The sequence below is a fragment of the Parazoarcus sp. PS-13 R2A genome (genome assembly GCF_057621855.1).
The window spans coordinates 60,875-85,826 of the sequence record NZ_JBYEXN010000012.1; the positions used below are offsets into that span (position 1 = coordinate 60,875).

General features: G+C 62.4%; 24 protein-coding genes and 2 tRNA genes. 23 read left to right on the forward strand and 3 right to left on the reverse strand.

Annotation, left to right across the window (positions count from 1 at the left end):
• The first annotated feature begins 11 nt into the window (after nucleotides 1-11).
• The 23 genes from AC22G6_RS12575 (at nucleotide 12) to AC22G6_RS12685 (ending at nucleotide 20,587) form a co-directional block, all read left to right on the forward strand.
• Nucleotides 12-902: a prephenate dehydrogenase gene (locus AC22G6_RS12575; protein ID WP_487367050.1), complete on the forward strand. Its 891-nt coding sequence runs from the start codon at nucleotides 12-14 to the stop codon at nucleotides 900-902.
• Nucleotides 903-905: 3 nt separating this feature from the next.
• Nucleotides 906-2,858: a bifunctional 3-phosphoshikimate 1-carboxyvinyltransferase/cytidylate kinase gene (locus AC22G6_RS12580; RefSeq protein ID WP_487367051.1), complete on the forward strand. Its 1,953-nt coding sequence runs from the start codon at nucleotides 906-908 to the stop codon at nucleotides 2,856-2,858.
• A 90-nt stretch (nucleotides 2,859-2,948) separates the two neighbouring features.
• Complete coding sequence (rpsA, locus tag AC22G6_RS12585; RefSeq protein ID WP_108947604.1) at nucleotides 2,949-4,652, forward strand: 30S ribosomal protein S1; 1,704 nt, start codon at nucleotides 2,949-2,951, stop codon at nucleotides 4,650-4,652.
• Between the two features lie 11 nt (nucleotides 4,653-4,663).
• Nucleotides 4,664-4,948 (forward strand): integration host factor subunit beta, encoded by a 285-nt coding sequence (locus tag AC22G6_RS12590; protein ID WP_108947605.1) that lies wholly within the window; start codon nucleotides 4,664-4,666, stop codon nucleotides 4,946-4,948.
• 83 nt (nucleotides 4,949-5,031) lie between these two features.
• The gene (locus AC22G6_RS12595) at nucleotides 5,032-5,337 is read left to right on the forward strand and encodes a LapA family protein (protein ID WP_487367052.1); all 306 of its coding nucleotides are present in this window, start codon (nucleotides 5,032-5,034) and stop codon (nucleotides 5,335-5,337) included.
• Between the two features lie 5 nt (nucleotides 5,338-5,342).
• Complete coding sequence (lapB, locus tag AC22G6_RS12600) at nucleotides 5,343-6,518, forward strand: lipopolysaccharide assembly protein LapB (RefSeq protein ID WP_108947607.1); 1,176 nt, start codon at nucleotides 5,343-5,345, stop codon at nucleotides 6,516-6,518.
• Between the two features lie 33 nt (nucleotides 6,519-6,551).
• Nucleotides 6,552-7,874 carry a UDP-glucose dehydrogenase family protein gene (locus AC22G6_RS12605; protein ID WP_487367053.1) on the forward strand — a complete coding sequence of 441 codons (1,323 nt, stop codon included), beginning with the start codon at nucleotides 6,552-6,554 and terminating at the stop codon, nucleotides 7,872-7,874.
• A 39-nt stretch (nucleotides 7,875-7,913) separates the two neighbouring features.
• Complete coding sequence (gene cysM / locus AC22G6_RS12610; RefSeq protein WP_487367054.1) at nucleotides 7,914-8,804, forward strand: cysteine synthase CysM; 891 nt, start codon at nucleotides 7,914-7,916, stop codon at nucleotides 8,802-8,804.
• A 37-nt stretch (nucleotides 8,805-8,841) separates the two neighbouring features.
• Nucleotides 8,842-10,800, forward strand: a complete 1,959-nt coding sequence (locus tag AC22G6_RS12615) for a hypothetical protein (RefSeq protein ID WP_487367055.1) — start codon at nucleotides 8,842-8,844, stop codon at nucleotides 10,798-10,800.
• Between the two features lie 39 nt (nucleotides 10,801-10,839).
• Nucleotides 10,840-11,031, forward strand: coding sequence for a hypothetical protein (locus AC22G6_RS12620; protein ID WP_108947610.1), 192 nt, complete (start codon nucleotides 10,840-10,842; stop codon nucleotides 11,029-11,031).
• On the forward strand, nucleotides 11,028-11,438 hold the full coding sequence (locus AC22G6_RS12625) for a YdbL family probable chaperone protein (protein WP_487367056.1): 411 nt from the start codon (nucleotides 11,028-11,030) through the stop codon (nucleotides 11,436-11,438). Before AC22G6_RS12620 ends, AC22G6_RS12625 begins: the two co-directional genes overlap by 4 nt.
• Nucleotides 11,438-12,226 (forward strand): 3'-5' exonuclease, encoded by a 789-nt coding sequence (locus AC22G6_RS12630; RefSeq protein ID WP_487367057.1) that lies wholly within the window; start codon nucleotides 11,438-11,440, stop codon nucleotides 12,224-12,226. Before AC22G6_RS12625 ends, AC22G6_RS12630 begins: the two co-directional genes overlap by 1 nt.
• 70 nt (nucleotides 12,227-12,296) lie before the next feature.
• Nucleotides 12,297-12,373, forward strand: a tRNA-Val gene (locus AC22G6_RS12635).
• Between the two features lie 198 nt (nucleotides 12,374-12,571).
• Nucleotides 12,572-14,488 (forward strand): threonine--tRNA ligase, encoded by a 1,917-nt coding sequence (thrS, locus tag AC22G6_RS12640; RefSeq protein ID WP_487367058.1) that lies wholly within the window; start codon nucleotides 12,572-12,574, stop codon nucleotides 14,486-14,488.
• A gap of 26 nt (nucleotides 14,489-14,514) precedes the next feature.
• The gene (infC, locus tag AC22G6_RS12645; protein WP_108947614.1) at nucleotides 14,515-15,039 is read left to right on the forward strand and encodes a translation initiation factor IF-3; all 525 of its coding nucleotides are present in this window, start codon (nucleotides 14,515-14,517) and stop codon (nucleotides 15,037-15,039) included.
• Nucleotides 15,040-15,190: 151 nt separating this feature from the next.
• Entirely contained in the window at nucleotides 15,191-15,388 is a 198-nt protein-coding gene (gene rpmI, locus AC22G6_RS12650; protein WP_108947615.1) for a 50S ribosomal protein L35, read from the forward strand.
• Between the two features lie 12 nt (nucleotides 15,389-15,400).
• Nucleotides 15,401-15,760, forward strand: a complete 360-nt coding sequence (gene rplT / locus AC22G6_RS12655) for a 50S ribosomal protein L20 (protein WP_108947616.1) — start codon at nucleotides 15,401-15,403, stop codon at nucleotides 15,758-15,760.
• Nucleotides 15,761-15,829: 69 nt separating this feature from the next.
• A complete protein-coding gene (gene pheS / locus AC22G6_RS12660; protein ID WP_108947617.1) occupies nucleotides 15,830-16,861 on the forward strand; it encodes a phenylalanine--tRNA ligase subunit alpha in 1,032 nt (343 codons plus the stop codon).
• A 7-nt stretch (nucleotides 16,862-16,868) separates the two neighbouring features.
• Nucleotides 16,869-19,259 carry a phenylalanine--tRNA ligase subunit beta gene (pheT, locus tag AC22G6_RS12665; RefSeq protein WP_487367059.1) on the forward strand — a complete coding sequence of 797 codons (2,391 nt, stop codon included), beginning with the start codon at nucleotides 16,869-16,871 and terminating at the stop codon, nucleotides 19,257-19,259.
• Nucleotides 19,256-19,567 (forward strand): integration host factor subunit alpha, encoded by a 312-nt coding sequence (locus AC22G6_RS12670; RefSeq protein ID WP_108947619.1) that lies wholly within the window; start codon nucleotides 19,256-19,258, stop codon nucleotides 19,565-19,567. The genes pheT and AC22G6_RS12670 overlap by 4 nt, the downstream gene beginning before the upstream one ends.
• Complete coding sequence (locus AC22G6_RS12675; RefSeq protein ID WP_487367060.1) at nucleotides 19,548-19,928, forward strand: MerR family transcriptional regulator; 381 nt, start codon at nucleotides 19,548-19,550, stop codon at nucleotides 19,926-19,928. The genes AC22G6_RS12670 and AC22G6_RS12675 overlap by 20 nt, the downstream gene beginning before the upstream one ends.
• A gap of 48 nt (nucleotides 19,929-19,976) precedes the next feature.
• A tRNA-Pro gene (locus AC22G6_RS12680) sits at nucleotides 19,977-20,053 on the forward strand.
• Between the two features lie 162 nt (nucleotides 20,054-20,215).
• Nucleotides 20,216-20,587 carry a cupin domain-containing protein gene (locus AC22G6_RS12685; protein WP_487367061.1) on the forward strand — a complete coding sequence of 124 codons (372 nt, stop codon included), beginning with the start codon at nucleotides 20,216-20,218 and terminating at the stop codon, nucleotides 20,585-20,587.
• A 12-nt stretch (nucleotides 20,588-20,599) separates the two neighbouring features.
• Here the strand turns inward: AC22G6_RS12685 and AC22G6_RS12690 are convergent, their stop codons facing one another.
• The 3 genes from AC22G6_RS12690 to sstT all read right to left on the reverse strand — a co-directional run bounded on the left by AC22G6_RS12690 (nucleotide 20,600) and on the right by sstT (nucleotide 24,907).
• Entirely contained in the window at nucleotides 20,600-21,067 is a 468-nt protein-coding gene (locus AC22G6_RS12690; protein WP_487367062.1) for an NUDIX hydrolase, read from the reverse strand.
• A 257-nt stretch (nucleotides 21,068-21,324) separates the two neighbouring features.
• Nucleotides 21,325-23,469, reverse strand: a complete 2,145-nt coding sequence (locus AC22G6_RS12695) for a dihydrolipoyl dehydrogenase family protein (RefSeq protein ID WP_487367063.1) — start codon at nucleotides 23,467-23,469, stop codon at nucleotides 21,325-21,327.
• 202 nt (nucleotides 23,470-23,671) lie between these two features.
• Nucleotides 23,672-24,907 carry a serine/threonine transporter SstT gene (gene sstT, locus AC22G6_RS12700; RefSeq protein WP_487367064.1) on the reverse strand — a complete coding sequence of 412 codons (1,236 nt, stop codon included), beginning with the start codon at nucleotides 24,905-24,907 and terminating at the stop codon, nucleotides 23,672-23,674.
• Between the last annotated feature and the right edge of the window lie 45 nt (nucleotides 24,908-24,952).

Here is a 24,952-nt window from a genome sequence, read left to right on the forward strand (position 1 = left end):
GAGGAGAAGGTATGGCGCTGATCGGCAAACTGGTGGTGTGCGGCGTCGGTCTGATCGGCGGTTCGTTCGCGTTGGCCCTGCGCAAGGCGGGTGTGGTTGAGCGCATTGTCGGAATTGGCCGGACAGCGAGCGCGCTCGAAAGGGCGCGAGAGCTGGGCGTGATCGACGAGGTCGCCACCGACTGGGCATCTGCGCTCGATGGTGCCGATCTGGTGCTGCTTGCGGCGCCCGTCGGGCAGATGGACAGCATCATGGCGGCAATGGCGCCGCATCTCGCCCCCGGCACCGTGGTGACCGATGCCGGCAGTACCAAGCGTGACGTGATCGAGGCGGCCTACCGTCATCTCGACAGCCGGTTGTCGCACGTCGTGCCGGCGCATCCGATTGCCGGCGCCGAGACCAGCGGTGTGGATGCCGCCTTCGGCGAGCTCTACCGTGATCGCAAGGTCGTGATGACCCCCTTGCCCGAGAACGACGCTGACGCTGTGGCGCTGGTGCGGTCGGCCTGGGAGGCCTGTGGGGCAACGGTGGTCGAGATGGCACCAAATGACCACGATAGGGTGTTCGCCGCCGTCAGCCACCTTCCGCATCTGCTCGCCTTTGGCCTGGTGCACGATCTTGCCGGTCGTGCGAATGCCGAATTGCTGTTTTCCCATGCTGCCAGCGGTTTCCGCGATTTCACCCGGATTGCCGGTAGCCATCCCGAAATGTGGCGCGACATCTGCATCGCCAACCGTCAGGCACTGCTAGGTGAGCTCGATCAGTACCTGGCCGAACTGGCCTATGTACGCGCCCTCCTGATGGCGGGGGACGGCAAGCGACTCGAAGAGCTCTTCGACCAGGCCCGCGTTGCGCGCAATGCCTGGGCGTCGCAGTTCCCGCCTACCTCATCTGCTGAGTAAGTCATGCAATTTCTAGATCTGCCTCCCGTGCTCGAGGCCAGTGGAACGGTGCGTCTGCCGGGCTCCAAGAGCATCTCCAACCGGGTCCTGCTGCTGGCCGCGCTGGCCGAGGGCGAAACAGACATTCGTGACCTTCTGGCCTCGGACGACGTCGAACGCATGCTCGATGCGCTGCGTGCGCTCGGGGTCGACTGGCGCCATGAGTCCGGCACCAACGATTACCGCGTGCGTGGTGCCGGTGGGCCGTTTCCGGTCAAGGCCGCAGCGCTCTTTCTGGGCAATGCGGGGACCGCCTTCCGGCCGCTGACGGCCGCACTTGCGCTGTCCGGTGGCAGCTATCAGCTGTCCGGCGTGGCACGCATGCACGAGCGTCCGATCGGGGATCTGGTCGATGCGCTGCGCCAGATCGGTGCGGATATCGACTACCTCGGCAACGACGGTTTCCCGCCGCTGCAGCTGCGTCCGGCAACGATTCGCCGCGGCGGTGTGGTCAGGGTGCGGGGGGACGTCTCGAGTCAGTTTCTGACGGCCTTGCTGATGGCGCTGCCGCTCACCGGTGAAGAGGTCACGATCGAAGTCGTGGGCGAGCTCATTTCGCGGCCTTACATCGCGATCACGCTCGATCTGATGGCGCGCTTCGGCGTACGGGTGACGCATGAGAACTGGGGGCGTTTCATCGTTCCCGGCGGTGCCCGTTATGTCTCGCCCAGCACCCTGTTCGTCGAGGGCGATGCTTCATCGGCCTCCTATTTTCTCGCCGCTGGCGCCATCGGTGGCGGGCCGGTTCGTGTCGAGGGGGTAGGCAGCAGCAGCATCCAGGGCGATGTCCGCTTTGCTGAGGCGCTGGAGCAGATCGGCGCGCGCATCAGCATGGGCGACAACTGGATCGAGGCGTCTGCGCCGGCGTCTGGTCGTCTGCGCGCCTTCGATCTCGATCTGAACCACATTCCCGATGCCGCCATGACGCTTGCGGTGGCGGCGCTCTTCGCTGACGGCCCGTGCCGGTTGCGCAATATCGCCAGCTGGCGGGTCAAGGAGACCGACCGCATCGCGGCCATGGCCATCGAGTTGCGCAAGGTCGGCGCCGACGTGGAAGAGGGTGCCGACTACATTCGCGTCACCCCGCCTGCGACGCTGCAACCCGCTTCGATCGACACCTACGACGATCACCGCATGGCCATGTGCTTCTCGCTGGTGAGCCTGGGTGGCTGCAGGGTGCGGATCAATGATCCGAAATGCGTCAACAAGACCTTTCCCGACTACTTCGCCGCGTTCTCCGGCGTCGTGACACCGGTCCCGGTGGTGGCGATCGACGGTCCGTCCGCATCGGGCAAGGGAACGGTCGGCGCCCGCGTGGCCGAGGCCTTGGGCTGGCATCATCTCGACAGCGGCACGCTGTACAGGCTCACGGCGCTGTCCGCGATCCGCCGTGGCGTCGATCTCGGTGACGCGGCGGCGCTGTCCGCGCTGGCGGCGGCCCTGCCGGCCCGCTTCGATGGCGGCCGTGTGCTGCTTGGCGACGAGGATGTCAGCGATGAGATCCGGGAAGAGGCCTGCTCGGTCGGCGCCTCCAGAGTTGCCGTGCTGCCGGCGGTGCGCGACGCCCTGTTCGGGCGCCAGCGTGACTTCAGGCAGGGCCCGGGGCTGGTGGCGGAAGGGCGCGATATGGGGTCGACGATCTTCCCCGATGCGCAGGTCAAGGTGTTTTTGACGGCCTCTGCCGAGGCGCGCGCAGAGCGCAGATATAAGCAGTTGATCGAAAAGGGTTTGCCTGCTAAGCTTGAGAGCTTGATGCAGGATCTCCGTGAACGGGATGCGCGTGATGTCGCCCGATCCGTTGCTCCATTGCAGCAACAGCCGGACGCGGTACTGCTCGATACCACTTCAATGGACGTCGATGCGGCCGTGGCTTTCGTGCTCGATCTCGTGCGGGATCGGGGACTGGCGACCGGTTGAGTTTTACCATGCCCGGGCAAGGGTGCCCGGTGCGTGTCCATCAACTTACTTTGCTTGCCGTCGCACGCCGGTTCCGGATTCTTTCTCTTTATGTCAACTGCCACCCCCGCCTTCGAAGAAAGCTTTGCCGACCTGTTCGAAGAAAGCCTTGCCCTTCAGGAAATGCGTACCGGTGAAGTCATCACCGCCGAAGTCGTACGCATCGACCAGAATTTTGTCGTCGTCAATGCCGGCCTGAAGTCCGAGAGCTATGTTCCCATCGAGGAATTCCGCGACGATCGCGGCGACCTCGAAGTCAATGTCGGCGATTTCGTCCACGTTGCGATCGATGCACTTGAAGATGGTTTCGGTGAAACCCGCCTGTCGCGTGACAAGGCCAAGCGTATCTCGGCGTGGAACGACCTCGAGAAGGCACTGAACGAAGGCACCCTGGTGAAGGGCGTGATCTCCGGTCGCGTCAAGGGTGGTCTGACCGTCATGACCAACAGCATCCGCGCCTTCCTGCCGGGTTCGCTGGTTGACATGCGTCCGGTCAAGGACACCACGCCGTACGAAGGCAAGGAATTCGAGTTCAAGGTCATCAAGCTCGATCGCAAGCGCAACAACGTTGTCGTTTCGCGTCGTGCAGTGCTCGAAGAGTCGATGGGCGAAGAGCGCGAGAAGCTCCTCGCCAACCTCAAGGAAGGCACGGTCATCAAGGGTATCGTCAAGAACATCACCGACTACGGTGCGTTCGTTGACCTCGGCGGTATCGACGGCCTGCTGCACATCACCGACCTGGCCTGGCGTCGTGTGCGTCACCCGTCGGAAGTGCTCAACGTCGGCGACGAAATCGAAGCCAAGGTGCTCAAGTTCGACCAGGAAAAGAACCGCGTTTCCCTGGGCCTCAAGCAGCTCGGCGAAGATCCGTGGGTGGGCATCTCCCGCCGTTACCCGCAGAGCACCCGCCTGTTCGGCAAGGTCACCAACATCACCGACTACGGCGCCTTTGTCGAAGTCGAGCAGGGTATCGAGGGCCTGGTTCACGTGTCCGAAATGGACTGGACCAACAAGAACATCCATCCGACCAAGGTTGTCCAGCTGGGCGACGAAGTCGAAGTGATGATCCTCGAAATCGACGAAGACCGTCGTCGTATCTCGCTGGGCATGAAGCAGTGCGCTTCGAACCCGTGGGACGATTTCGCCCTGAACCACAAGAAGGGTGACAAGGTCCGCGGCCAGATCAAGTCGATCACCGACTTCGGTGTGTTCATCGGCCTGGAAGGCGGCATTGACGGCCTGGTTCACCTGTCCGACCTGTCGTGGAGCGAGTCCGGTGAAGACGCCGTGCGCCGCTTCAAGAAGGGTGACGAGGTTGAGGCCATCGTTCTGGCAATCGACGTCGAGCGTGAGCGTATCTCGCTGGGCATCAAGCAGATGGAAGGCGATCCGTACACCAACTTCATCGCTACCCACGAGAAGAACAGCCTCGTGACCGGTACGGTCAAGTCGGTTGAAGCTCGCGGTGCCGTGATTGCGCTGGGTGAAGAAGTCGAGGGCTACCTGCGCGCTTCCGAAGCGGCTGCTCATCGTGTTGATGATCTGACCTCCGTGCTGAAGGAAGGCCAGGAAATCGAAGCAGTTGTGATCAACGTTGATCGCAAGACGCGTTCGATCAACCTGTCGATCCGTGCCAAGGATCAGGTTGAGCAGTCCGAAGTCATGAACAAGATGGCTTCCGAAAGCGCTGCTTCGTCCGGCACGACCAACCTCGGTGCGTTGCTCAAGGCCAAGCTGAACGAGCAGAAGCAGTAATCTAACCGATCATGACCAAATCGGAGCTGATTGCCCAGCTGGCGGCACGTTTCCCGCAGCTGGTGGCAAAGGATGCCGATTACGCGGTCAAGATGATTCTCGATGCGATGACCGACGCGCTGGCGCGTGGTGATCGCATCGAGATCCGCGGGTTTGGAAGTTTTGCGCTGAACTATCGTCCTCCCCGAACAGGACGCAACCCCAAGTCCGGTGATAAGGTGCACGTGCCTGAAAAGTACGTACCGCACTTCAAAGCCGGCAAAGAGTTGCGCGAGCGGGTGGATATTGGCGGTTGACCGCGCGGCGATCGGTGGAATGAATCAGGGAAGGCGGCTTAGGCTGCCTTCTTTTTTGTCATGTGCTCGGGGATAATGTCGATATGCGCGCATTGATGTGGTTACTCCGCCTCGTTTTGTTTTTTCTCCTTTTCGGCTTCGCGGTCAAGAATGACCAGCTGGCGAGCCTGAGATTCTTCTTCGGCAGTGAGTGGCAGTTGCCCATTGTCTTCATCATCCTGATTGCATTTGCGGCCGGCTCCCTGCTGGGTGTGACGGCAACTTTCGGCTCCCTGTTGCGGCAGAAACGTGAGATCTCACGCTTGCGCAAGCAGATTGACCGGGCAAAACGCGAGCGTGCCGAGTCGCCCATTCCCGTCGCCGAAGCCCAGGCTCCCGAGACACTCTGACATCTATGGAAATCGAATTCTGGTGGCTGCTTGCACTGCCACTGTTTTTTGCCTTGGGCTGGCTGGCGGCACGCATCGACATCCGGCAGGTCGTCCACGAGTCCAGAGCCTTGCCCCGCTCCTATCTGAGCGGGTTGAATTTTCTCCTGAATGAACAGCCCGACAAAGCCATTGATGCCTTTGTCGAGGCGGTGCGTATCGATCCGCAGACCATCGAGCTGCATTTCGCACTTGGCAGTCTGTTCCGTCGTCGTGGCGAGACCGATCGTGCGATTCGCATGCACCAGCTGCTCGTCGATCGGGAAGATCTGTCCGAAGAACAGCGCCTGCAGGCGCTCGGTGAGCTCGGACAGGATTTTCTCAAGGCCGGTCTGCTCGATCGGGCCGAAGCCGTGTTCATGCGACTGCGTGGCACGCGCGCCGACGATGTCGCGCTGCGTTATCTGCTCGAGATCTATCAGCAGGAAAAGGACTGGGCCAAGGCGATCGAGATTGCGGGCTTCCTGACCGATCACGACAGCCTGCACTGGCGCACGGACGTAGCCAACTTCCATTGCGAACTCGCGACCCAGGCGCTGGCCAGTTCCCGCTTCGACGAGGTTCGTCGACATGTGGAAGAGGCGCTGGCGATCAACCGCCGCTGCGTGCGCGCGAGTCTGATTCAGGGCGACCTCCTGCTCGCCGAAGGGCGTGACGAGGATGCGCTCGAGGCATGGAAGCGGATCGAGAGCCAGGATCCGGTCTATCTTGCGCTGGCGGCGCAACGGGTCATGGATGTCTATGGACGGCTGGGGCGGATCGAGCAAGGTCACCAGTTGTTGCGCTCCTGGCTTGAGCGCCACCCCTCGCTCGATCTGCTCGATGAGCTCTTCCACTGGGAAATCGACAAGCTTGGTGCCAAGGCGGCCTATGATCTGGTGCGCGAGGAGCTGCGTCGCAATCCGACCCTGCTGGGGCTGGACAAGCTGCTTGAGGCTGCCTTGCTGACGGCGCCGAGCGAGTTGCGGGGCGACATCGACATGATCAAGCAGCTGATCCACGGTCATACCCGCAAGGTTGCGCGCTACCGTTGCGACGCCTGCGGGTTCAAGGCGAGACAGTTTCACTGGCGGTGTCCGGCCTGTGGCGGCTGGGAGACCTATCCTCCGCGCAGGACCGAGGAATTCGATCTTACGCCGTGAGCCTCCGGTTCCGGCACTGATGAGGGAAGTCGCATGAAGGTTACGGTTGTCGGTACGGGATATGTGGGGCTCGTCAGCGGTGCGTGCCTTGCGGATGTCGGCAATGACGTGCTCTGCCTCGATGTGGATCCGAACAAGATCCGCATCCTCGAGGAGGGCGGGATTCCGATTCATGAGCCGGGGCTGCTCGATGTGGTTCGACGCAACGTCGAAGCCGGGCGTCTTTCGTTTACGACTGACGTCGAAAAGGCTGCGCGTTTCGGGACCATACAGTTCATCGCCGTCGGTACGCCGCCCGATGAGGACGGCTCGGCCGATCTGCAGTACGTGCTCGCGGCGGCGCGCAACATCGGCCGCTACATGGATGATTACCGGGTGGTGGTCGACAAGTCCACGGTGCCGGTCGGTACCGGTGACAAGGTGCGTGCCGCCATTACCGAAGAGCTTGAGAAGCGTAAGGCCGCGATTGAGTTCTCGGTGGTGTCGAACCCCGAGTTCCTGAAGGAAGGTGCAGCAGTCGACGACTTCATGCGCCCCGACCGCATCATTGTCGGTGCTGACGATGAGCGTGCCATCGACCTGATGCGTCAGCTCTACGGTCCCTTCCAGCGCAATCATGAAAAGCTGCTGGCAATGGATGTAAAGAGTGCCGAGCTCACCAAGTACGCGGCGAACGCGATGCTGGCGACCCGTATCAGCTTCATGAACGAACTGGCCAATCTGGCCGAAACCCTGGGCGCTGACATCGAACTCGTGCGTCAGGGCATCGGTTCCGATCCGCGTATCGGCTGGCACTTTCTCTATGCAGGTTGCGGCTACGGCGGTTCCTGCTTCCCGAAGGACGTGAAGGCGCTGGTGCGTACCGGGCGCGAGAGCGGGCACGACCTGCTGCTGCTCAACGCGGTCGAGGCGGCCAACGATGCACAGAAGATGCTGCTTGTGCGCAAGATCGTGGCCCGTTTCGGAGAAGACCTCAGCGGGCTGCATTTCGGCCTGTGGGGACTCGCGTTCAAGCCCAACACCGACGACATGCGCGACGCCCCCAGCCGGGTCATCATCCGCGAACTGTTCGAGCGTGGCGCAACCGTGACGGCCTACGATCCGGTGGCAATGGACGAGGCAAAGCGGATCTTCGGCGACGAACCGCGCCTGCGCTATGCGCAGCGCCCGATGGCTGCAGTGGAAGGTGCGGATGCGCTGGTGATCGTGACGGAATGGAAGGAATTCCGCAGTCCCGATTTCGATGCAATCTGCCAGACACTGAAGAGCGCGGTCATCTTTGATGGGCGCAACATGTACGATCCCGCCGTGATGCGCAGAATCGGCATCGAATACCACGGTATCGGTCGCCGCTGAGTACGGGCGATGGCCTTGCAGGTCTGAAAGGGTAATCAAATGGAATTCAAGACGCTCGAGGATTACGTTGGGCAGACGCCGCTGGTTCGACTCAAGCGAATCGAGGCGGGGCGCAACAATGTGATCCTGGCCAAGCTCGAGGGCAACAATCCGGCGGGATCGGTAAAGGACCGGCCGGCGCTGTCGATGGTGATGCGTGCCGAGGCGCGGGGGGCGATTCATCCCGGTGACTGCCTGATCGAGGCCACCAGCGGGAATACCGGCATCGCACTGGCGATGGTTGCGGCGATGCGAGGCTATCGCATGATCCTGGTCATGCCGGAGAACCAGAGCGTCGAGCGACGGCAGACCATGCGGGCGTTTGGCGCCGAACTGGTGCTCACCCCCAAGGAAGGCGGCATGGAAATGGCGCGCGACGTAGCGGTGAAAATGCGCGACGAGGGGCAGGGCGTCATTCTCGATCAGTTCGCGAATCCGGATAACCCCCTGGCACACTACGAGGGTACCGGCCCCGAGATCTGGGAGCAGACCGGCGGGCGCATCACGCACTTCGTCAGTTCGATGGGGACGACCGGCACCATCATGGGAACCTCGCGTTTCCTGAAGGAGCAGAATCCGGCCATCCAGATCGTGGGTTGCCAGCCGGAAGAGGGGTCGCAGATCCCCGGTATCCGGAAGTGGCCGGAAGCCTACCTGCCGAGCATCTACGAGAAGCCGAGGGTCGACCGGCTCGAGTACGTTGGGCAGGCCGACGCCGAGGAGATGACCCGCCGACTGGCGCGGGAAGAAGGCATCTTCGCAGGCATCTCGTCCGGCGGCTCCCTGCATGTGGCGCTGCGCCTCGCTCAGGAAGTCGAGAATGCGGTCATCGTGAGCATCGTTTGCGACCGGGGTGATCGTTATCTGTCGACGGGCGTTTTCCCGGGCTGAGCGTCCGCTCTGGTGCCATGCATGGCGATGGCTGTGCGTGGCGCTGCTGTCCCTGCCCTTGACGGCGGCTGCGCTCGGCACCCTGGTCCTCGCGGTCGATCGCGTCGAGCATCCAGCCTTTGCCCTGCAGGGGCTTCAGTTCAGTTTTCCCGCCGGCGGGCGCGCGAGCCTGATTATCGGGCACTTGCGCGTGGCCGATCGGCACTGGCGCAATGTGCGGCTCGATTGCGCGCGCGGCAGTCTCGACGGCGCAGTCGTGCGCTGCGAAGACGGCGTGTTCCGTCTCCCCGGGTTCCCGCACCCACTTCAGGTCTCGTTCCGGTTCGATCTCTCCGCCCGCACGGGCACGCTCGGTCTCGGCTCCCCGGACGGTGCGCGGCTGAATGCGCAACTGCTCAGCGATGGCAGTGTGCGGGCGAAGCTGCTCGGGCTGGATCTCGCGGCGCTGCCTGCGTGGCTGCCGCTGCTCAAGGCGTGGTCTCCGGCGGGACGATTCGATGGTGAGCTCGAGTGGCACCCCACCCGCATGTTCGAACTCACGGGCCGTCTGGCGGGAGGTGCTTTCGGATCTGCAGATGGTCTTCGCGCGGCAGAGAAGCTTGCGCTCGATGTGCGTGTCGATGCGGCGCTGAAGTCAGGCCGCTGGGAGTGGGAGGCTGAACTGGGCTGGGGGGAGGGCGCGGCCTACCTGCACCCCTTTTTCATCGAGGCCGGCCCGTCGCTGCGTGCTCACGGGCAGTTGCGACAGGGTGTGCTCGAGGTCCACGAGGCGGCGGTGGTGCTCGCGGGCGTCGAACAGCTCGCGGCTTCTGCATTGCTCGATCTGCGCACGGGGCAGTTGGACCGCCTCGCGATTTCGCTTGCCGGTGCCGATCTGGCGCTTGTCGGGCCGCGCTGGCTGGCGCCCCTGGTGGCGCCTGCAGCAGGGGCGCGTTTGCGTTTTGCCGGGCGGGTCAGTGGTGCGCTGGAGTTTGAGCGCGGTCAGCTGCGCTCGCTCGATGCGGTCTTCGATGAGGCCGGCTTCAGCCTTGCTGGCGGCGACGGTGGTCCGGGGCTGGCCTTCGGGCCGCTGAGCGGCCATGTGCCATGGCGGCATGGCCTGCCGACCCGCGGCACGCTGCAGGTGGGCGGGGGGCGCTGGCAGAAGCTCGCGCTGGGCGCTTTCGATCTGGGTGTCAGCATCGACGATCGCACGCTGCGTGTCGACCGGCTCCGCATTCCGTTGCTCGACGGCGGCCTCGTCTTCGACGGCATGGTCCTGCATGCCGGCGATGCAGGCTGGACGGGCGAGGGCAGTCTGGTCATCGAGCCGGTGTCGATGCGCCTGCTCACCGATGCGCTGGGGCTGCCATTGATGTCCGGCGTGCTGTCGGGCTCGATACCGGGCTTGCGTGCCTCGCCGGCTGAGGTCGTGCTCGACGGGACCACCGTGGTATCCGTCTTCGATGGCTATCTGCGGGCGACCGGGCTCAGGGTGCTCGAACCCTTTGGTGTGGGCTCGCACCTCACCGGCGACATCGAGGCGCGTCACCTCGATCTTGCGCAGCTGACCGAAACCTTCAGCTTCGGCAGCATTACCGGCTTTGTGGATGCCGACGTTCGCGGGCTGGAGCTGGTGCGCTGGCGTCCGGTCGGTTTCGATGCCAGGGTGAGCAGCAGCGCCGGGCGGTATCCGCGGCGTATCAGTCAGCGTGCGGTACAGAACATCAGCGCGCTGGGCGGTCCGGGGGCGATGGCAGCGATTCAGCGCAGTCTGCTCGGCTTCTTCGACACCTTTGGCTACAGCGAGATCGGGCTTGGCTGTGTCCTGAAAGCTGGAGTGTGCGAGATGAGCGGCATTGGTGACGGCGCGGAGGCGGAGCGCTTCGTGATCGTCAGCGGTGGTGGAATCCCGGCTCTGGATGTCATCGGCTACAATCGACGCGTGGATTGGCGCGAACTTGTTGAGCGCCTTCAGCGCGTCATCGAAGGCAATGCTGCCGCCGAAGTGCGCTGAACCGGGCGGTGCGAAGTGCCGCGTAACGAAGGAGGTGACATGTCGCCGAGCTTGCGAAAGTTGTTGTTGGGCGCCCTGGTTCTGACCAGCAGCGCCTGTGTCACGATCAATATCTATTTTCCGGCCGCTGCGGCAGAGAAGGCGGCAGACCGGATCATCGACGAAGTGTGGCAGCTGCGTGAAGGCGCTGCTGAGCCCGCCCAGCCGCCTGCGGAGGAAAAGAAACCATGAAACTTGCACCCCTGATCTGTGCGGTGCTTCTGAGCGCTTCGCTCTCGGTCGCCGCGCAGGGCAATCTTGAGATCGACTCTCCGGCAATCGGCGCGCTCAAGCAGTCGATGCAGCAACGCCATTCGCAACTCGCGCCGCTGTACCAGTCGGGCGCGGTGGGCCTGGCAGCCGATGGTACGGTTGCGCTGCGCAGTGCAGGCAGTGTGCCGCTGGCGCAGCGTGGCCAGGTCAATGCCCTGATTGCAGCCGAGAATGCCGACCGCCGTGCGCTCTATCGCGAAATCGCGCGCGCCAACGGGCATCCCGAGTGGGAGTCGGATGTGCGCAACACCTTTGCCCAGCGCTGGGTGCAGCGCGCACAGCCGGGCTGGTGGGTGCAGCAGGGTGGAGGCTGGGTTCAGAAGTGATGCCGACCCTGATTTTCGATATCGAAACCATTCCCGATGTGGACGGCATCCGGCGTCTCAACGAGTTGCCGGACGATCTGTCCGATTTCGAGGTGGCGGAGTTTGCCTTTCAGCAACGACGGGCGAGCCACGGGAACGATTTCCTGCCCCACCATCTGCAAAGAGTGGTGACGATTTCGTGCGCCATGCGCGATGCGAACCAGTTCCGCGTGTTCTCGCTGTCCGAGCCGGAGTCGAACGAAGGGCAGATCATCCAGCGCTTCTTTGACGGGGTGGAGCGCTTCACTCCGCAGATCGTGTCCTGGAATGGGGGTGGTTTTGATCTTCCGGTGCTGCACTACCGTGGCTTGCTGCATGGCGTGTCCGCGCCACGCTACTGGGATCTCGGTGACGGCGACTACGCCGATTCGCGCGATTTCAAGTGGAACAACTACATCAGTCGCTATCACACGCGGCATCTCGACCTGATGGACATGCTGGCAATGTACTCCCCGCGTGCCAATGCGCCGCTGGACGACCTCGCCAAGCTCATGGGCTATCCCGGCAAGCTCGGCATGGACGGATCGGCCGTATGGGGCGCCTGGCAGGAGGGGCGCATTGCTGAAATCCGCGACTACTGCGAGACCGATGTCGTGAATACCTACCTCGTGTTCCTGCGCTTTCAGTGCATGCGCGGACACCTGGATGCGGCCGGGCTGGCAAGCGAACAGGCTGTTGTGCGCGAGGCGCTGGGCCGGATCGGCGCTCCGCACTGGGAGGCGTTTCTGGCCGAATGGACCGAAACTTAAGTTTTTTGAAGAAAGTTCTAAAAATAGTTTGACACCTGCCGTGAAGTGCCTATAATTCGCGGCTCTTAGCAGGCGCGTAGCTCAGCTGGTTAGAGCACCACCTTGACATGGTGGGGGTCGTTGGTTCGAGTCCAATCGCGCCTACCAACACTTGGAGTCGATTTGCCATGTTCCGAACTCATACCAAGGCCGGAAACTGAACAGGTCGGGTCCGCTTGTCTGCTTGAGGAAAAAGTGCGGTTCGACCGCACTTTTTTTTCGTCCACGTTTTGTGCAGTGCAACCAAGGTCGCATTACCAGAGCTGTCCCTTTTCATCAGCTCACCCAGTCTAGAGGCTAGAGATCATGCTGAATATCACGCTTCCCGATGGCTCCATTCGTCAGTTCGACCATCCGGTTACTGTGGGCGAGGTCGCCGCTTCGATCGGCGCGGGGCTGGCCAAGGCTTCGCTGGCGGGGCGTGTGGATGGCCGTCTGGTTGATCTCTCGCACCGCATCGAATCCGATGCTGCGCTGGCAATCATTACCGACAAGAATCCGGAAGGTCTCGAGGTCATTCGCCATTCGACGGCGCACTTGCTGGCGCACGCGGCAAAAGAGCTGTTCCCGGAAGCTCAGGTCACGATCGGACCGGTGATCGACAACGGCTTCTACTACGACTTCTCCTATCACCGCCCGTTTACCCCGGAAGATCTGGCCGCCATCGAGCAGCGCATGGGCGAGATCGTCAAGCGCGAACTGCCGGTGCTGCGTGAGGTGTGGCCGCGGGACAAGGCGGTCGAGTTCTTCAAGAGTATCGGTGAGAACTACAAGGCCGAGATCATCGCCTCGATCCCGTCCGACGAGGATGTCTCGCTTTATCGGCAGGGCGATTTCGTCGACCTGTGTCGCGGTCCTCATGTGCCGACCACGGGCAAGCTGAAGGTGTTCAAGCTCACGAAGCTGGCCGGTGCCTACTGGCGCGGCGACTCGAAGAACGAGATGCTGCAGCGGGTCTACGGTACGGCGTGGGTGAAGAAGGAAGATCTCGAATCCTACCTGCACATGCTGGAAGAGGCCGAGAAGCGCGATCACCGCAAGCTGGGTCGTCAGCTCGATCTCTTCCATCTGCAGGAAGAGGCGCCGGGCATGGTGTTCTGGCATGCCAAGGGGTGGACGCTGTGGCAGCAGGTCGAGCAGTACCTGCGCAAGACCATTGGCGACGTCGGCTATCAGGAAGTGAAGACGCCGCAGATCGTTGATCGCTCGCTGTGGGAGAAGTCCGGTCACTGGGGCATGTACGCCGACCTCATGTTCACCACGCAGTCGGAAAAGCGCGACTACGCAGTGAAACCGATGAACTGCCCCTGCCATATCCAGATCTTCAACCAAGGCTTGAAGAGCTACCGCGATCTGCCGCTGCGGATGGCCGAGTTTGGCTCCTGCCACCGTAATGAGCCGTCGGGTGCGCTGCACGGGATCATGCGCGTGCGCAACTTCGTGCAGGACGATGCGCACATCTTCTGTACCGATGCACAGGTGCAGGACGAAGCGGCCGAGTTCATCCGTCTGCTGCAGCGAGTCTATGTCGACTTCGGTTTTACCGATGTGCTGATCAAGCTGTCGACGCGCCCCGACAAGCGGGTGGGCAGCGACGAGCAGTGGGATGCGGCCGAGGCGGCGCTTGCGGCTGCGCTTGATGCCCAGGGGCTTGAATATGACCTGCAGCCGGGCGAGGGCGCGTTCTATGGTCCCAAGATCGAGTTTTCGCTGAAGGACTGCCTTGGACGGGTGTGGCAGTGCGGTACGCTGCAGCTCGACTTCAACCTGCCGGTGAGGCTCGAGGCCGAGTACGTCGCCGAGGACAACACCAAGAAGTATCCGGTGATGCTGCATCGCGCAATCCTGGGTTCGCTGGAGCGATTCATCGGCATCCTGATCGAGCACTACGCCGGGGCGCTGCCGCTGTGGCTGGCGCCGGTTCATGCGGTGGTGATGAATATTTCGGAAGGTCAGGCCGAATACGCGCAGGAAGTCACTCAGAGACTGAAGAAAGCCGGTTTCCGGGTCGAGACGGATTTGCGTAACGAAAAGATTAACTATAAAATTCGCGAACATAGCGTGCACAAGCTGCCTTACCAAATCGTAATCGGCGAGAAGGAAAAGTCCGCCGGGGTGGTTGCTGTGCGCGTCCGGGGTGGCCAGGATCTTGGCCAAATGTCCCTAGATTCGCTGATCGAGCGCTGGCATCGTGAAATTGAAGCGAAAGCCGGCTCGGTCTGATATTGGCCTTTATGGAGAACTGAACCATCGCTCAAGATAAAAAGCAGCGCGTCAACGGGGAGATCACCGCGCCGGAAGTCCGGCTAGTCGGTGAAGACGGTGAACCGCTGGGTATTGTCCCCCTGAGAATTGCCCTCGAAGCAGCAGAAGAAATCGGGCTGGACCTTGTCGAGATCGCGCCAATGGCGGAACCCCCGGTTTGCCGGGTAATGGATCTGGGCAAGTTCAAGTATCAGGAGCAGAAGAAAGCCCACGAGGCGCGTTCCAAGCAGAAGCAGATTCAGATCAAGGAAGTCAAGCTGCGTCCGGGTACGGACGAAAACGACTACCAGATCAAGCTGCGCAACCTGAAGCGCTTCCTGGATGAAGGTGACAAGTGCAAGGTCACGCTTCGCTTCCGCGGACGAGAGATGGCGCACCAGGAATTTGGACTGCGTCAGCTTGAGCGAGTCAAGGCCGATCTCGAAGAGCTCGGTCAGGTTGAGCAGATGCCCAAGATGGAAGGGCGTCAGATGGTTATGGTCATCGCGCCGATCAAGAAGAATCGCTGATCGGGCGGTTGCAGGATTTGCCGCCGGGTATCCGGTGGCAAGACCGCAGACATCCAGCTGTGGAGGTCTGCGGAAAACAAGTGGTGTTAGGTGTAAAACGTACCTGAACCGGTACTACCTGACGGCATTCTATAAACTCGGAGTCTAAGCAATGCCCAAGATGAAGACCAAGAGCGGAGCCAAGAAGCGATTCAAGGTTCGTGCTAGCGGTGGGATCAAGCGGTCCTCGGCGTTCAAACGCCACATCCTTACCAAGAAGACCACCAAGAGCAAGCGCCAGCTGCGCGGCATGAAGGAAATTCATGCAGCCGACGAAAAGCTGATCCGCGCCATGCTGCCTTACGCTTGATAGGAGACCGCTATGCCCAGAGTTAAACGTGGTGTAACAGCCCGCGCACGTCACAAGAAAGTTCTCGTTCAGGCCAAGGGTTACCGCGGCCGTCGCAAAAACGTCTATCGCATCGCCAAACAGGCGGTGATGAAGGCCGGCCAGTACGCTTACCGCGACCGTCGTCAAAGGAAGCGTCAGTTCCGTGCCCTGTGGATCGTCCGTATCAACGCCGCTGCGCGTGAGTGCGGTCTGACCTACAGCGTATTCATGAATGGCCTGAAGAAGGCCGCTGTCGAAGTGGACCGCAAGGTTCTGGCCGATCTGGCCGTTTTCGACAAGCCCGCGTTTGCAGCGCTCGTCGCGCAAGCCAAGGCCCAAATCGCTGCGTAAGTCGTCGCAGCCCGAAAAAAGGAGGCCTGGCCTCCTTTTTTTTTCTGATTTTCCCGAGATGGCAGGGACATGGATAAGCTCGATCAACTGGTTCAACAGGCCGAGGAGGCGTTCTCCGCGGCAGCTGATGGCGCCCAGCTTGAGCAGGCAAAAGCGCGCTTTTTTGGCAAGAGCGGGTCGCTCACCGAACAGATGAAGGCGCTGGGCAAGCTGGCGCCTGAACAGAAGCGCGAAGCTGGCGCTGCAATCAACCGTGCAAAGGTCGCGATCGAAGCTGCGCTCGAAGCGCGCCGCGAATCCTTGCGCGAAGCCGCGCTGCTGGCTCAGCTCGCCGCGGAAGCACTCGACGTCACCCTGCCGGGGCGCGGCTCGGTTTCCGGTGGTTTGCACCCGGTCAGCCGCACCCTTGAGCGTATCGAAAGCCTGTTCCGCTCCGTCGGTTTCGTGGTGGCGGATGGTCCCGAGATCGAGACCGACTGGCACAATTTCACCGCGCTCAACACGCCTGAGAATCACCCAGCGCGTTCGATGCACGACACCTTCTATCTGGAAGGCCGGGACGACGTCCTGCTGCGTACCCACACCAGTCCGGTGCAGAACCGGGCAATGATGGCGCATGTCGAGCGCTACAAGCACCTGGACACCATGCCCGATATTCGCGTGATCGCGCCGGGCCGGGTCTACCGGGTGGACTCCGATGCCACGCACTCGCCGATGTTTCATCAGGTCGAGGGCCTGTGGGTGGGTGAGAACGTCAGCTTTGCCGACCTCAAGGGCGTGATTGCCGATTTCCTGCGCAAGTTCTTCGAGACCGAAGACCTGCAGGTGCGCTTCCGTCCGTCCTTCTTCCCCTTTACCGAACCTTCGGCTGAAATCGACGTGGCCTTCATGAGCGGTGCGCTCGAAGGTCGCTGGCTGGAGATCGCCGGTTGCGGCATGGTCCATCCGAACGTGCTCAGCCTCGGCGGCATCGACCCCGAGCGCTATACCGGCTTTGCCTTCGGCATGGGGCCGGACCGCCTGACCATGCTGCGCTACGGCGTCAACGATCTGCGCCTCTTCTTCGAGGGCGATCTGCGTTTCTTGAGCCAATTCAGGTAAGTGAATCATGCAATTTTCCGAACACTGGCTGCGGACCTTCACCAATCCGCTTCTTGATAGTGCCGCGCTGGGTCACCTGATGACCATGGCGGGCCTTGAAGTGGAAGAAGCCGATCCCGTGGCGCCGGCTTTTACCGGCATTGTCGTGGCGCAGATCGTCGAAGCCGAAAAGCATCCGAATGCGGACAAGCTCAAGCTGTGCAAGGTCGACGCGGGCACCGGAGAGCTCCTCCAGATCGTCTGCGGCGCACCCAATGCGGCTGTCGGCATGAAGGTGCCGTGTGCCAAGGTGGGCGCGATGCTGCCGGGCGATTTCGCCATCAAGGCGGCCAAGCTGCGTGGTGTCGAATCCTTCGGCATGCTGTGCTCCGAGCGTGAGCTTGGACTGTCCGACGAGCATGGCGGTCTGTACGCGCTGCCCGACGATGCGCCGGTGGGTGTGGACATCCGCGAGTACCTGGCGCTCGACGATACCCTGTTCACCATCAAGCTCACGCCGAATCGTTCGGACTGCCTGAGTCTGACCGGGGTGGCGCGCGAGGTCGCGGCGCTTACCGGCGTCGCGCTGGTGCGTCCCGAGTTCGCTGCCGTGGTGCCGACGATCGACGATCGGCGCACGATCGTGCTCGATGCGCCCCAGGCCTGTCCGCGTTATTGCGGTCGTGTGCTCAAGGGCGTCGATGCCAAGGCGCCGACGCCGGACTGGATGAAGCAGCGCCTGCAGCGCAGTGGCATCCGGTCGATCAGCGCGCTGGTGGATATCACCAACTACGTCATGCTAGAGCTCGGGCAGCCGCTGCACGCTTTCGACAACACCCGGCTCAAGGGCGCAATCCATGTGCGCCTTCCGGTGGAGGGCGAGCAGGTACTGCTGCTCAACGAACAGACGGTGACCCCGGCTGCCGACACGCTGCTGATCGCTGACGAACACTGCGCGCTGGCGCTGGCCGGCATCATGGGCGGTGAAGAGAGCGGCATCACGCTGGAGACCTCCGAGGTCTTCCTCGAAAGCGCGTTTTTCGCGCCCGACGCGATCGCAGGGCGTGCCCGTGCCTACGGCTTCTCGTCCGATGCCTCGCATCGTTTCGAACGCGGTGTCGATTTCGCACTCGCCCGCCCGGCGCTGGAGCGCGCCACCGGTCTCATCCTAGAGATCTGTGGCGGTGCTGCTGGCCCGGTTGAAGAGGCGCTGGCCGCCGATGCATTGCCTGCCCGTCCGCCGGTGCGTCTGCGCCCGGCACGTGCTCGCCGTGTGCTCGGCATCGACATGGCCGATGACGCAATGCAGGCGCTGCTCGAGCGCGTCCATCTTGAAGTGAGCCGGGACGGGGATGCGCTGCTCGTGAGCCCGCCTTCCTTCCGTTTCGACATCGAGATCGAAGAAGACCTGATCGAAGAGCTTGCCCGCCTCCACGGGTATGACAACATTCCCGCGGTCGCACCCTTGGGCCGGCTGGTGATGCTGGATCGCAGCGAGTCCGATCGCAGCGAATGGGATGTCCGCCATCTGCTCGCAGCGCGTGGCTTCCAGGAAGTGGTCAACTTTGCCTTCGTCGAAGAAGCGTGGGAGCGCGATTTCTGTTCCAACGAAGATCCGATCCGTCTTGCCAACCCGATCGCGAGTCAGATGAGCGTCATGCGCTCAAGCCTGATTCCGGGACTGGCTGCCAATCTGGTCACGAACCGCAAGCGCCAGCAGAACCGTGTTCGCGTGTTCGAGCTCGGGCGCTGCTTCGAGCGCAAGGCTGACGGTCAGCCGGTAGCCGGCTTCCATCAGCCGCGGCGCATTGCCGCGCTTGCCGCCGGTCCGGTCGTGCCCGAACAGTGGGGCGAGCGCAGCAGGACGACCGACTTCTATGATCTCAAGGGGGATCTTGAGGCCTTGTTTGCGCCGCGCGAGCTCAGCTTTGAATGCCTGGCCGATCCCGCGCTGCATCCGGGGCGGGCGGCGGTCGTCATGCTCGATGGTCGCCGTATCGGTGTGATCGGCGAACTGCATCCGATCTGGGTGCAGCGCTACGATCTCGGGCCTGCACCGGTGGTGTTCGAGGTTGAGTTTGACGCCGCACTGGAGGCGATTCTGCCTGCATCGGGCAGTGTGTCGCGAATGCCGGCGGTTGCCCGCGACCTGGCCCTGGTGGTCAATCAGGAACTCAGTGCGACGCGTGTTCTGGCAGTGCTGCGTGAAGCGGCGCCGAGCCTGGTGCGCGAGATCAGCCTGTTCGACGTCTACCATGGCAAGGGCATTGACCCTGACAAGAAGAGTCTTGCTTTCAGTGTGTTGATGCAAGATACTCAACGGACCCTTGAAGATGCCGAGGTGGAAGCCGCAATGTCAGCATTACTCCGCCACGCCGAGCTCACGCTGGGCGCGAGACTGCGTGGATCGGGAGAATGAACGTGACCTTGACCAAAGCGGAACTGGCCGATCTGCTGTTTGAGCAGGTGGGACTGAACAAGCGCGAAGCCAAGGACATGGTGGAAGGCTTCTTCGAGGAAATCCGGACGGCGCTGGAGCGCGGCGACAGTGTGAAGCTGTCCGGGTTCGGCAACTTTCAGTTGCGTGACAAACCGCAGCGTCCGGGGCGCAACCCCAAGACTGGCGAGGAAATTCCGATCACTGCCCGTCGGGTGGTCACCTTCCACGCCAGCCAGAAGCTCAAGGCCGCGGTAGAGGAACTCAGCGATGCAAGCAAGCAACCCTGAAACCGGTACGGCAGCACTGCCGCCGATTCCCGCCAAACGTTACTTCACCATCGGTGAGGTAAGCGAACTGTGCGGGGTCAAGGCGCATGTGCTGCGTTACTGGGAGCAGGAGTTCACCCAGCTCAAGCCGGTCAAGCGCAGTGGCAACCGTCGCTACTATCAGCACCATGAGGTCATGCTGATCCGGCGCATCCGCCATCTGCTGTACGAAGAAGGTTTCACCATCTCCGGGGCGCGCAACCGTCTCGGCGAGGCCGCAATACAACAGCACGAAGAGACCGAGGCGGAAGCGCGCTACAAGGCCTTGATCGCGGATTTGCGGCAGGAAATCGAGGCCACGCTGGCGGCGCTGAAAAGCTGATTTTTTGCTGGTAAAGTTTTTTTTGCCTGCTATAATGCCGGCTTGTGTCGGGGCGTAGCGCAGCCTGGTAGCGCACTTGCATGGGGTGCAAGGGGTCGTGAGTTCGAATCCCACCGCCCCGACCAAACGAATCAGACAAAAAGCCAATCCTTCGGGGTTGGCTTTTTGTTTTTCCGGCTCAGTCCATTCGGGCACGTCTGCATCTTCTTGCAATGATGGAACGGCGAGGCGGCGCTGGCAGCGATGACTGAAGACCGAGGCGGATGCAATCAGCGGAGGCAGATTTCATGAAGTACGGATACAGCGAAGCCAGGCCCTACATCACGAAGGACGGTTCGACGATTCGCGAACTGATGCATCCGGACGTACATGGCAACAAGGCTCAGAGCCTGGCTGAAGCCACCGTCCCCGCAGGGACGAGAACGCAGCTGCATCGCCACGCCCTGACCGAGGAGCTCTATCACATCACGTCGGGAACGGGGCGGATGCAGCTCGGCGACGCGCGTTTCGACGTGGCGGCCGGCGATACCGTCTGCATTCTGCCTGGCACACCGCACTGCATCGAAGCGCTTGGAGATGCGCCGCTGAAATTGCTGTGCTGCTGCGCACCGGCATACGCTCATGAAGATACCGAGCTTCTTGAACCGGGTGCTTCTTGAGCCGGGTCTGAGCTAGCCCGCGTCCGGTGCGCGCCCGAGCAGTGTTCTGGCGTGTGCGAGCAAGCCCTTTTCCAGCAGCAGTCTCTTCATGCTCTTTGCCAGCCGGACACGCAGTTGCGCGTCGTCAGACCAGGCGAAGCCATCGACTTCCGGCGCACGCTTGCCGGTCACGTAGTGGTCGAAGTAGCTCGTGCAACGGCAATGCTCGGGACGGGTTTCGGTGGATGTGGTGCCGACGCAGAACAGATGAAGGTTCTTGCCGCGGTAGTAGGCGTAACGGCCCAGCTCGACCAGGCGCCCGGTCGGGAGCTCGAGTCCGAACTCCTCGCGAGCCTCGCGCAGGGCGCAAGCCATGGGGCTCTCACCCTCATCTATGAGGCCCTTGGGCAGGTCCCAGTGCGTGCTTCCGGTGGAATGACCCACAAGCAGTTCGCCGCGTTCATTGATCACCAGCAGGCCGCAGGAAAGTTGCGTCGCCATCATGTGCCTGCGGCCTGTTTGAGGACACCGGGTCCCGGTGCCGAGTCGCTTGCTTCCATGAACACCTCCTTCACGCCACATTGTGCGGCAAAAGGAGGGCTGACGAAGCGGCGGGTGCGCAATCCGGCTCAGGGTCTTCCGGGGGCGCGCGGACGCGTGCTGGCGCCTGGCCATCATCGGGAACGCTCCTTTCCGCGTGCCGGTCATCGATGTGCGCACTGTGCCGGGACCCCGCCTTTTCGCAAACGACGTTTGGCTCAGCCCCTGCGCCAGGCGTGGAAGCGTTCGACCCAGGCCAGCAGCTGTTGCGGTGCGTGCGCCTTCTTCCAGTTGCCTGCGACGTACTTGTTGGCCTCGGCCAGTGTCGGGTAGATATGGATGGTGCCGAGGATCTTGTTCAGGCCGATGCCTTGTTTCATGGCCAGCACATATTCGGCGATCAGGTCGCCCGCGTGCTCGCCGACGATGGTCACGCCGAGAATCCTGTCCTTGCCAGGCACGGTGAGGACCTTGATGAAGCCATGTGCCTCGCCGTCGGCGATGGCGCGGTCGAGATCGTCGATGCCGTAAGTGGTCACCTCACAGGCGATGCCTTGTGCCTTTGCGTCCTGTTCGTTCAGGCCGACGCGGGCGACTTCGGGTTCGACGAAGGTGGCCCAGGGGATCACGGAGTAATCCGCCTTGAATTTCTTCAGTGGGTCGAACAGGGCGTTGACTGCAGCGTACCAGGCCTGATGGGCGGCGGTGTGCGTGAACTGGTAGGGGCCGGCGACGTCGCCTGCAGCGTAGATGTTGGGGTAGTTGGTCTGCAGGAACGCGTTGGTGTCCACCGTTCGTCCGGTCGGAATGCCCAGTTCTTCGAGGCCAAAGCCTTTGAGGTTGGCAGCGCGGCCGACGGCGACCAGCACGGCGTCGAAGGGGATGCGCACATCCTCGCCTTCGTGTTCGGCGATCAGGATCTTCTCGCCGTTTTCGATGAGGAATTCCTTGGCCTTGTGTCCGGTCAGCACGGCGACGCCTTCTGCGCGGAAGCGCTCGGTGACGAGGTCCGACACCTCAGGGTCTTCGCGACCCATGATGCGCGCCTCCATCTCGACCTGGGTCACGCTGGCGCCAAGCCGTGCGAAGGCCTGGGTCAGTTCGCATCCAATCGGCCCGCCGCCGAGCACGATCAGGCGCTGCGGCAGTTCGCGCAGTTCCCAGACGTTGCCCGAAGTCAGGTAGCCAACCTGCTCAATGCCCGGAATAGGCGGAACGAAGGGGCGGGCGCCGGTGGCGATGACGATGCTGCGGGTGCTCAGGCGCTGCGTGCTGCCGTCCTCGCGGGTGATGTCGACCTCCCACGGCGAGACAATCTTTGCCGCGCCCTGTACGACATCGACGCCGAGCCCGGTGTAGCGCTCGGCCGAGTCGTGCGGTTCGATCGCCTTGATCACCGACTGAACCCGCTCCATGACGTCGGCGAAATCGACTTCTGCGCGCGCCGACCTGATGCCGAATTCCTGCGACCTGCCGACGTGGGAGAGGAACTTGGCCGAGCGAATCAGCGCCTTCGAGGGCACGCAGCCGGTGTTGAGGCAGTCCCCACCCAGTTTGTGTTTCTCGACCAGTGTGACCTTGGCCTTGACTGCTGCGGCGATGTAGGAGGTCACCAGTCCGGCACTGCCGCCACCGATGACCACGAGGTTGCGGTCGAAGCGCGAAGGCTTCGTCCAGTTGGCGAATACCTTGTTCATGCGAATGACCTCCAGGAGTTTGCGGGCAATCGGCGGGAAGATGCCGAGCAGGACAAAGGAGCCGAGCAGGCCCGGCGAGAGGATGCCGGACAGGGACTCCAGCTTGCCCAGCTGGGTTCCCGCGTTGACGTAGACGATGGTGCCGGCAAGCATGCCGAGCTGGCTGACCCAGTAGTAGGTGCGGGTCTTCATTGCCGTCAGGCCGAGCAGCAGGTTGACCAGGAAGAACGGGAAGGCCGGTACCAGACGCAGGGTGAACAGATAGAACGCCCCTTCGCGACGAACCCCGGCGTCGATGGCCTGCAGACGCTGGCCAAAGCGCTGCTCGACCCAGTTCCGCAGCAGGAAGCGCGACATCAGGAAGGCGAGTGTGGCGCCGATGGTCGAGGCAAAGGAGACGATGACCGTGCCCCACAGCAGGCCGAACACGGCACCACCCGCCAGTGTCAGCAGGGCTGCGCCGGGGAGGGACAAGGCCGCCATCAGCACGTAGATGACGAAGTAGATGGTGACGCTCAGGAACACGTTCTCGTCGCGGAACGCTTCGATGGCGGCCTGCTGATCCTTGAGGTTCTGCAGGTTCACGTATTGGCCCAGGTCCAGGATGAAGAACAGCGCAATGGCCGACGCGACGGCTGCCACGACTGCCAGTTTTCGAGCTTGCATGAAAGACCTCGGTGATTGTGAAGAGCGAGGGCTGTGGCCCCCGCCTGTGCATCACTCAGTCGGATGGATGCTCGATTACTTACACATCGCGTACGACACGTGCGCACACGGGATTGTGCTCAGCGGACGGAACTTGGTGGGGCGGGAAAGGCATGGTCTGACGCGAGCCGGCACCGCCGGACCGGCTCGATCGTCACTCGAGTCACGTCCTTACGGCTTCCGGCGTGGGCGCTGCCGGCGGGCAGGCGGCGGCGGTGAACAGCACGTCGGTGGAGGAGTTCAGCGCCGTTTCGGCAGAGTCCTGCAGTACGCTGATGACAAAGCCGATCGCGACCACCTGCATGGCAACATCGGTCGAGATGCCGAACAGGTTGCACGCCATCGGGATCAGCAGCAGCGAACCGCCGGCCACGCCGGAAACGCCGCAGGCGGCGAGTGCCGACACGATGCACAGCAGGAATGCGGTCGGCAGGTCGACGCTGACGCCCAGGGTGTTCGCAGCGGCCAGCGTCATCACCGTAATGGTGATGGCCGCGCCGGCCATGTTGATGGTCGCGCCCAGCGGGATGGAGATCGCGTACGTGTCTTCGTGCAGGTCCAGGCGCTTGCACAGCTCCATGTTGATCGGGATGTTGGCGGCCGAACTGCGGGTGAAGAATGCGGTGATCGCGCTTTCGCGCAGGCAGGTCAGCACCAGCGGGTAGGGATTGCGGCGGGTCTTCAGGAATACGATCAGCGGATTGACGACCAGGGCAACGAAGATCATGCAGCCGACGATGACCAGCAGCAGCCTGGCGTAGTCGAGCAGGGCGTCGAGTCCGGACTCCACGAGCGTGCTGGCCACGAGGCCGAAGATGCCGAGCGGGGCGAAGCGGATCACGAGCCTGACGATCTTCGATACGGCTTCGGAAAGGTCGGAGAGCATCGTCCGGGTGGTGTCGGACGCGTGGCGCAACATGATGCCGAGGCCGATCGCCCAGCTCAGGATGGCAATGAAGTTCGCTTCCATCAGGGCCTTGGCAGGATTCGAGACCGCGCTCAGCAGCAGGTTCTTGAGTACGCCGACGATGCCGCCCGGTGGCGTGCCGCTCACTGCGGGCGCGTCGAGAACGAGGGTGGTGGGAAACGCAAAGCTGGCGGCGACCGCGACTGCCGCGGCGCCCAGCGTACCGAGCAGATAGAGGATCAGCACCGGGCGGATGTGCGTGGGCTGACCGCGCCTGTGGCTGGCGATTGACGCAATCACCAGCAGGAAGACCAGTACCGGCGCCACCGACTTGAGCGCAGAAATGAAGACGTCTCCGAGGAGCGATACGGAGCGTGCCAGGTCGGGGGCGAGCAGGGCGAGGGCGATGCCGCAGATCAGGCCGACGACGATCTGGGTGATGAGGCTGGTTCTCAGCATGAAAACGGGGGAACGGCTTACTGCGGTGTTCATGACGTGTTTCCTGTCGTGTCGCGTGTGTTGCGGTTAGAAAGGCCA